This window comes from Escherichia sp. E4385 (genome assembly GCF_963883145.1).
GTDB lineage: Bacteria > Pseudomonadota > Gammaproteobacteria > Enterobacterales > Enterobacteriaceae > Escherichia.
Genome location: NZ_CAWOOJ010000011.1, coordinates 317682 through 324229, shown reverse-complemented (window position 1 = coordinate 324229; position 6548 = coordinate 317682). Strand labels below are relative to the sequence as shown.

Here is a 6548-nt window from a genome sequence, read left to right as displayed (position 1 = left end):
GCATTTCATGCAGCGGAAAATGTTTAGATTCAGCGATGGTGGAAATAGATTTTGTACCAAAACGTGAATCGAGTAGTTCCGACCTTAAATCCGTTACTTGCTTCTTATCCATTTCAAACTCCTTAAAATGATTGGATCGCAATAAAAAAGTAGGATTTATCGATAAAGTAAGCAAGCTCAATGGCCTGGGCTTTAAATAACAAAATCCTAATCTTGTTTAGTCTCTGACAATAATTACATTATGTTTTTTTAAGTGAAAACAAAAGGATGGGGAATATGCTGATGATAATATCGAGCTTTTTAATGTTGTTTTAATGTGTTTTTTTACCTGCCGTTATTATCACGTAAAAATTAGCCAATAAAATATCATTATTAGTTGGTGGTTAATTTTTTTTGAACGTTTTTAAAGATTATCGAATAAAAAAGATATAATTACAAGAATCCCCGCCAACATTGTTCGTGGGGTAAGTTGTTATTTCGGCAGTAATACTACGATATAGGTAACTGCGTGAAGGAGTTGTTGCCCTGGATGTAAACTGATTTTTACCCTACGTGTCATATGGTCGTTCACTTATTATCTTTGAAGGCCAGGCAAGATAACGTCAATACGGCGTTGGGGATCGTTTACACGCCAACTTCCGAAACTGATAAGTCTTCCTTTTAATTAATAGTGTAAAATTCAGGTATAACTCTGACAGGAGGAAATATGCGTAAATACATCACCAGCAGCGAATGGGCGCTTTTCTTTAATGCTATAACGGGTACGCGAAATGAAATCCGTGATAAAGCATTGCTACATATAACTTACATTCATGGACTTCGCGTCAGTGAGTTGATAGACCTTAGACTGGGAGATCTTGATATGACTGAAAAAATTGTTTTTATTAGGCGTCTGAAAAATGGATTATCAACTTCACATCCATTACAGCCAGAAACAATAGAATTATTGCAACGCTGGTTCCTGATTAGAAAAAGATACGCTAAAGGTAGTCAGGATGATTATCTTTTTCTGTCAAGCCATGGAAAAAAAATTTCCAGACAATGGATTTATAAACTCTGCGCACGATATAGTCAGCGTGCGGGTCTGAGAATTAAGGTTCATCCGCACATGTTGCGTCATGCCTGTGGTTATGCTCTTGCTAATCAGGGACTGGATACCCGTCTGATTCAGGATTATCTGGGTCACAGGAACATTCATCATACTGTACTGTATACGGCCAGTAATCCAGGTCGTTTTCATCGGGTCTGGCGCAGTTAAATTTTTACGCAAGGAGTGAGGAATTGCATATCCATAATATTTTTATTATCTGTTCTGTGAAATAGTGTGTATATAGGTCCTCTTTTTAAAACACATTTATTAATACACAGCGCCCCCATGGCATCATATATATGAAAATCAAAAATCTCTTTGTATGTCCCAGTAAATTCCTGGCTGGCATATAAACCATCAGGAAGAAGCGTCTCTGGCAGGGAAAAACTGTTTATTTCTTTAAAAGTATAAATTAGTTCAGAATCTGTTTCTCTGGAGGGTATCATTTCACCTGAAATCATAAAATCAGACATTTCATTAACAGGATCATAAATTGATACTATGGACTGAAAAAGGTTACGGTTATAAATAAAATGATCGCCGCTCTGGGTATGGATAAAGTCCATTCCCAGATTCACAGGCATTTTAAGGTTTGGAACAGAAGGATGATTGCCCTCAGTTATCTCAATCATTCTGAATTTTGTGCACGGTGTGGTTCTGTACAATACGGGCTGGGCATACTGCATATCCCAGGCATCCGCATTGCGATACTGTACTGGTGACACCTTGAACTGTTGCCTGAAAGCACGGGAAAAAGCCTGGGGCGAACTGAACTCATGCATTAGTGATATATCTGTTATCCGGCGACTGGTATGACGCAAAAGTAAAGCGGCAAGTGTTAGTTTTCTGCGACGTATGTACTGCGCCACACTGATCCCCGTTACATCCTGAAACAGTTTGTACAACCAGCGTTCTGAATAGCCTGAACGTTCAGCAAGAACTTTTACTGACAGTGAGCTGTTCAGATTCCCTTCGATAATTCCCGCCAGTTGCTGGATTAAATTCATTTGCTATACCTGTGGGTCCATGCCAGTTGACTGTTCTTAAGAGCAATCGGTGTTTTATTCTGCTTTCCTGACTTTAGCACGTTTAGCCATAGCCTGATGGGGTCATCGTGTCACTCTTGAATGCTCTGTTTCATCTGACCGGAGCCATTAATGTCTTCCCGAAAATTTCTTACTCACCATGAAGTCAGCCTTTTGCTACAGGCGGTGCTGAAGGGGCGCCACCCGGAACGTGATGCCTGCATGATACTTCTTGCCTTTATCCACGGACTCAGGGTCAGCGAAATGCTTTCGTTACGTCTTGCTGACCTTGAGCTCGAGTCCCGAAAACTGTGCGTCCAGCGCCTGAAAAACGGCTTCAGCACCGTGCATCCCTTACTGACTGAAGAAGTACAATGTATCAGGAACTGGCTCAAAGCCCGGGAAACTATGAAATTAACTACAACAGAAGAAGAGAGGGACTGGCTGTTTATTTCCAGATCAGGGCGTCCGCTTACCCGTCAACGATTTTATAACTTGCTGGCTGAAGCAGGAAGAAATGCCGGGCTGGCTGTTGCTGTCCATCCACATATGCTGAGACATGGGTGTGGTTACGCGTTGGCTGATAACGGCATCGATACACGCCTGATTCAGGATTACCTGGGACACCGGAATATCCGGCATACGGTGATTTATACAGCTTCAAATTCGGCCCGCTTTGAACGGTTATGGAAGCCGTCAAAAAGGGCGAAAAAGCAACTTTTTGACCCAAACTGTAAACTGCCTGTATTGCGGTTGCAAATGTTAAAAAACACATGTTATGCAAACAACAATTAATTAAAGATAATTTGATTTAAATCAATAAAACCCCCGTATCAATTCCTTTCTGTAACAATATGGCATTGATGTCTGTCAGTTTTCTAAATTTTCCAAAACTCCATCAATAGTATAAATAGCCAAAAACATCACATAACTAAGAAAATAAAACCAGATAAAAACAAAAATTTAGTTTTTTAATCCAATGTTGTCAAAATGGGTCATTTTGACAACAACAGATCCTCTTCTTGTGCACCTGTATTGCGCGTTACTCAGCACTGATAACCCGACACAAGCGGCAACAGATGTCTGTTGTCATTATTGGGGGGAGGGATGTCAGTGCTTCTTAATTCATACTTCTGACGGAGAGATATTCAGGTGGCGGGTATGCCTGAGAGACGCAGACGAATAAAGAGACATTTTTTCTGTCCTGAGTGTGTTCAGGACATGCAGGCTCGACCACTGTATATCATCGTGACCTTCTGGGGGATGCGAACCGGCAGGTTACTGACAGTTGAGGCGGTCAGCCGGGAGTTTCATATTCCCCAGAGAACAGCAAAAGATATTCTGTATTACATTGAGCACGAGGGACGAAACCATATCCGCAGCAGGCGCTTCATACAGAACGAACCGACAACGGGACGAAGACGCGCTCTGCGGATCCTGGATATACAGGATCCGCAGGAAATCCCGGCAAGTTCAGGGGCAGAACTGGATGTTCTGTTGGAACCTGTTGCCCCCGCAGCAAAGCAGTCACTCAGGCCACAGACAAAATTTCAGAAACTACGTCAGTGGATGGTATCGAGAAAACAGAATGAACAGGCTCCTCTGGAGCTGACAGAATACGGATGAAACAGATATTTTTGATGAGTCAGTGTCAGTACACCCGCCTCGGGCTTTTTGCAGTGATGGAAAGTGCCGGGCAACATGCTGTTCAGGTTATTTCCGTGGAAACACCGGAGCAGATTGTGTCGCATATTCTGTCTGATAGACACCTCCCCGGGAAACAGCGTGTCATTGTGGTAGATCTCACCTGCCATGAGTCATCAGTGACTGTGAGGGCGCTGTGGTTTTTGTGGAATCTGTCAGTCCTTTATTCTGAACGCCACGAACTGAGAGGGACTCCATGCATTTTATTTGGCTATCAGGGAGGGCAGAATAATATCAGATATCCTTTTACCTGGATTTCTCCGTCACAAAGCTTTCATCAATTGAAAAATATTTTTCTGCGCATTCTGGCCGTGCCTTCTCGCTATATAAGTAGTGGGTATAAATTTCAGCGTTTAAGTGCTAATGAGCGACATGTGATAAATGCACTTCTTAGTGGGGAAACTGTAAGTGATATTGCAAAGCGCATGGAAATACATTACAGCAATGTGTGTTACTACCGACAAAAGGCGATATTTAAAATCGGTTTGAGAAACCGGAATGATATTGCATGGATTATGAACAGGACGTTTTTGTAAGCGCTGTAACGGCACATGCTGAGCGGATACACTTCCGAAATTGATAAGTCTTTCTGCACGTAAACTGTAAACTAACTCCTGCGCGTAACCGGAAGTAATGCAGAGAGCATTTCATCGGCAACGACTAAAGTCGTTTTAACTATAATGGAATGCGCGAGGTGTGACATCGTGAGAATGTCATATGTGAACTCATCTCTGCTATCACAGAAGAATATCATAACTGAGCGATGGGTATTGCTCATTATAAGAAAGACAACTCAGTTATATTGTTAGCGTACTCATCGTGCTTTTCAACGCTTATATATTTTTGAAGGTGAAAATATGTCAACGCTGAAGAATACATTTTTTATCCCTCCGCCTGATACGCCAACGCAGGTAGGGCCTGAAAATATTTTTTATGATTTTAATGATGGTGCACGTGTATTGCTTCCTGACGGGAAATGGCACGTGCGTCTGCTGGATGCGGATTCAGAAAATATTCTTTTCTGCTGCGATGTGGATAAAGGCTGGGTAACCAGCAGTAAGAAATATTTCGTGCGCTTTCGTATTCAGGTATTCCGTCAGGGGGAAGAAACGCCCCTGCTGGATGAAACACTGAAACTGAAAGACCGGCCTGTACTGATTTCATTCCCGACCGGTACGCTAGGCGATTTGCTCGGCTGGTTTCCTTATGCGGAACGCTTCCAGTCCCTGCATAAGTGCAGTCTGGAATGCACGATGGCGCAGGACATTATTGATCTGCTGGCGCCTCAGTATCCGCAGATACAGTTTTCCACGCCGGATAAGCCGCGCACGGTGGCGCCTTATGCCACGTATCGCGTGGGGCTTTATTTCGGTGGCGATACAAACAATCAGCCGGTGGATTTTCGCAAGGTCGGTTTCCACCGTTCTGCAGGCTACATTCTGGGCGTTGACCCGCGTGAAGCCCCCGTCCGGCTTGACCTGTCCGCGCCCCGGGTTATCCAGGAGCCTTATGTGTGCATCGCCACACAGTCCACCTGTCAGGCGAAATACTGGAACAACGGCACTGGCTGGAGTGAGGTCATCGCACACCTGAAATCACTGGGTTACCGGGTGCTGTGCATTGACCGGGACGCCCACTATGGCCAGGGCTTTGTCTGGAATCACATCCCGTGGGGCGCAGAGGACTTTACCGGCAAGCTCCCGCTGCAGGAGCGGGTGAACCTGCTGCGCCATGCCAGCTTCTTCATTGGCCTGCCAAGCGGTCTGTCATGGCTGGCCTGGGCTACCCGTATTCCGGTGGTGCTGATAAGTGGCTTCAGCCTGCCCAACAGCGAGTTTTATACCCCATGGCGGGTATTTAACTCCCATGGTTGCTACGGGTGCTGGGACGATACATCGCTGAATTTTGACCACCACGATTTTCTGTGGTGCCCGAGACATAAAAACACTGACCGGCAATTTGAATGTACCCGGCTGATAACCGGCGCCCAGGTCAAGGGCGTCATCAATAAACTTCACCGTTCTTTAACTGAGCAGGGTGTTGAGGACACTCTGGAGAAAGGAGTAAGCAATGAATAAGGTTTATAACACTGTCTGGAATGAATCCACAGGGATGTGGGTCGTTACCTCAGAACTGACCCGTAAAGGAGGTCAGCGCCCCCGGCAAATCAAGCGTACCGCGCTGGCAGGGTTGATTGCCGGTTTGCTTTTGCCGTCAGCACCTGCGCTGGCTGTTGCCCATGACAATATGACGGTGGAGGATAACGCAAGTGGTGCCACGTACTTACGTCCGGGTGACACGGCAACGAATACTACAATCAACGGCGGTATTCTTCATGTCTCCAGCGGAGCTAGTGTCACGAGCACGACTATTAACTATGGTCGCAATAACCCTGGAAGCCTGTATGTGTCCAGCGGCGGCAGTGCCACGAGTACCACAATTAACCATGGATACCAACATCTCCTTGGAGGAAGTGCCACGAATACAGTCATTAACAGTAAAGGGACTCAGTGGGTTCAGGACGGTGGCAGCGCCACGAATACAACTATTAACGGTGGCATCCAGCGTGTAAGCGGTAATGCAACCAGCACCACTATCGGCAACGGTGGGAATCAGTATGTCTCTAACGGAGGCATTGCCACGAACACCCTCATTAATAATGGTGGGAAACAGACTGTCCACTACAGAGGAAGTGCCGCGGACATCACCATTAACAGCGGTGGAATACA

The 6548-nt window shown here is 45.1% G+C and carries 8 protein-coding genes; 6 read left to right on the top strand and 2 right to left on the bottom strand.

The features are described from left to right. The coding region (locus tag AACS80_RS11500; RefSeq protein WP_240730951.1) for a hypothetical protein at positions 1 to 112 on the bottom strand (112 nt) is incomplete at its 3' end. Positions 113 to 706: 594 nt separating this feature from the next. On the opposite strand from AACS80_RS11500, the gene AACS80_RS11495 reads away from it, so the two are divergent. Then, positions 707 to 1258: a tyrosine-type recombinase/integrase gene (locus AACS80_RS11495; protein ID WP_130219595.1), complete on the top strand. Its 552-nt coding sequence runs from the start codon at positions 707 to 709 to the stop codon at positions 1256 to 1258. Here AACS80_RS11495 and AACS80_RS11490 read toward each other — a convergent pair. Further along, positions 1255 to 2097, bottom strand: coding sequence for a helix-turn-helix transcriptional regulator (locus tag AACS80_RS11490; protein WP_135410725.1), 843 nt, complete (start codon positions 2095 to 2097; stop codon positions 1255 to 1257). The genes AACS80_RS11495 and AACS80_RS11490 overlap by 4 nt on opposite strands. A 150-nt stretch (positions 2098 to 2247) precedes the next feature. Between AACS80_RS11490 and AACS80_RS11485 the strand changes: the two genes are divergently transcribed. The 5 genes from AACS80_RS11485 to AACS80_RS11465 form a co-directional block, all read left to right on the top strand. Beyond that, positions 2248 to 2910 carry a tyrosine-type DNA invertase gene (locus tag AACS80_RS11485; protein WP_135410724.1) on the top strand — a complete coding sequence of 221 codons (663 nt, stop codon included), beginning with the start codon at positions 2248 to 2250 and terminating at the stop codon, positions 2908 to 2910. Between the two features lie 366 nt (positions 2911 to 3276). Beyond that, entirely contained in the window at positions 3277 to 3741 is a 465-nt protein-coding gene (locus tag AACS80_RS11480) for a CaiF/GrlA family transcriptional regulator (RefSeq protein WP_135410723.1), read from the top strand. After that, the gene (locus AACS80_RS11475; RefSeq protein WP_138183797.1) at positions 3738 to 4355 is read left to right on the top strand and encodes a LuxR C-terminal-related transcriptional regulator; all 618 of its coding nucleotides are present in this window, start codon (positions 3738 to 3740) and stop codon (positions 4353 to 4355) included. Before AACS80_RS11480 ends, AACS80_RS11475 begins: the two co-directional genes overlap by 4 nt. Before the next feature lie 321 nt (positions 4356 to 4676). Next, positions 4677 to 5897: an autotransporter strand-loop-strand O-heptosyltransferase gene (locus tag AACS80_RS11470; protein ID WP_138183796.1), complete on the top strand. Its 1221-nt coding sequence runs from the start codon at positions 4677 to 4679 to the stop codon at positions 5895 to 5897. After that, on the top strand, positions 5890 to 6548 hold a 659-nt coding region (locus AACS80_RS11465), incomplete at its 3' end, for an AIDA repeat-containing protein (protein ID WP_171021441.1). The genes AACS80_RS11470 and AACS80_RS11465, both read left to right, overlap by 8 nt.

Excerpts from the sequence above, each read along its gene's own strand:
- AACS80_RS11490 (WP_135410725.1), bottom strand. The coding sequence starts at position 2,097 with ATGAATTTAATCCAGCAACTGGCGGGAATTATCGAAGGGAATCTGAAC.
- AACS80_RS11480 (WP_135410723.1), top strand. The coding sequence starts at position 3,277 with ATGCCTGAGAGACGCAGACGAATAAAGAGACATTTTTTCTGTCCTGAG.
- AACS80_RS11470 (WP_138183796.1), top strand. The coding sequence starts at position 4,677 with ATGTCAACGCTGAAGAATACATTTTTTATCCCTCCGCCTGATACGCCA.
- AACS80_RS11475 (WP_138183797.1), top strand. The coding sequence starts at position 3,738 with ATGAAACAGATATTTTTGATGAGTCAGTGTCAGTACACCCGCCTCGGG.
- AACS80_RS11495 (WP_130219595.1), top strand. The coding sequence starts at position 707 with ATGCGTAAATACATCACCAGCAGCGAATGGGCGCTTTTCTTTAATGCT.
- AACS80_RS11485 (WP_135410724.1), top strand. The coding sequence starts at position 2,248 with ATGTCTTCCCGAAAATTTCTTACTCACCATGAAGTCAGCCTTTTGCTA.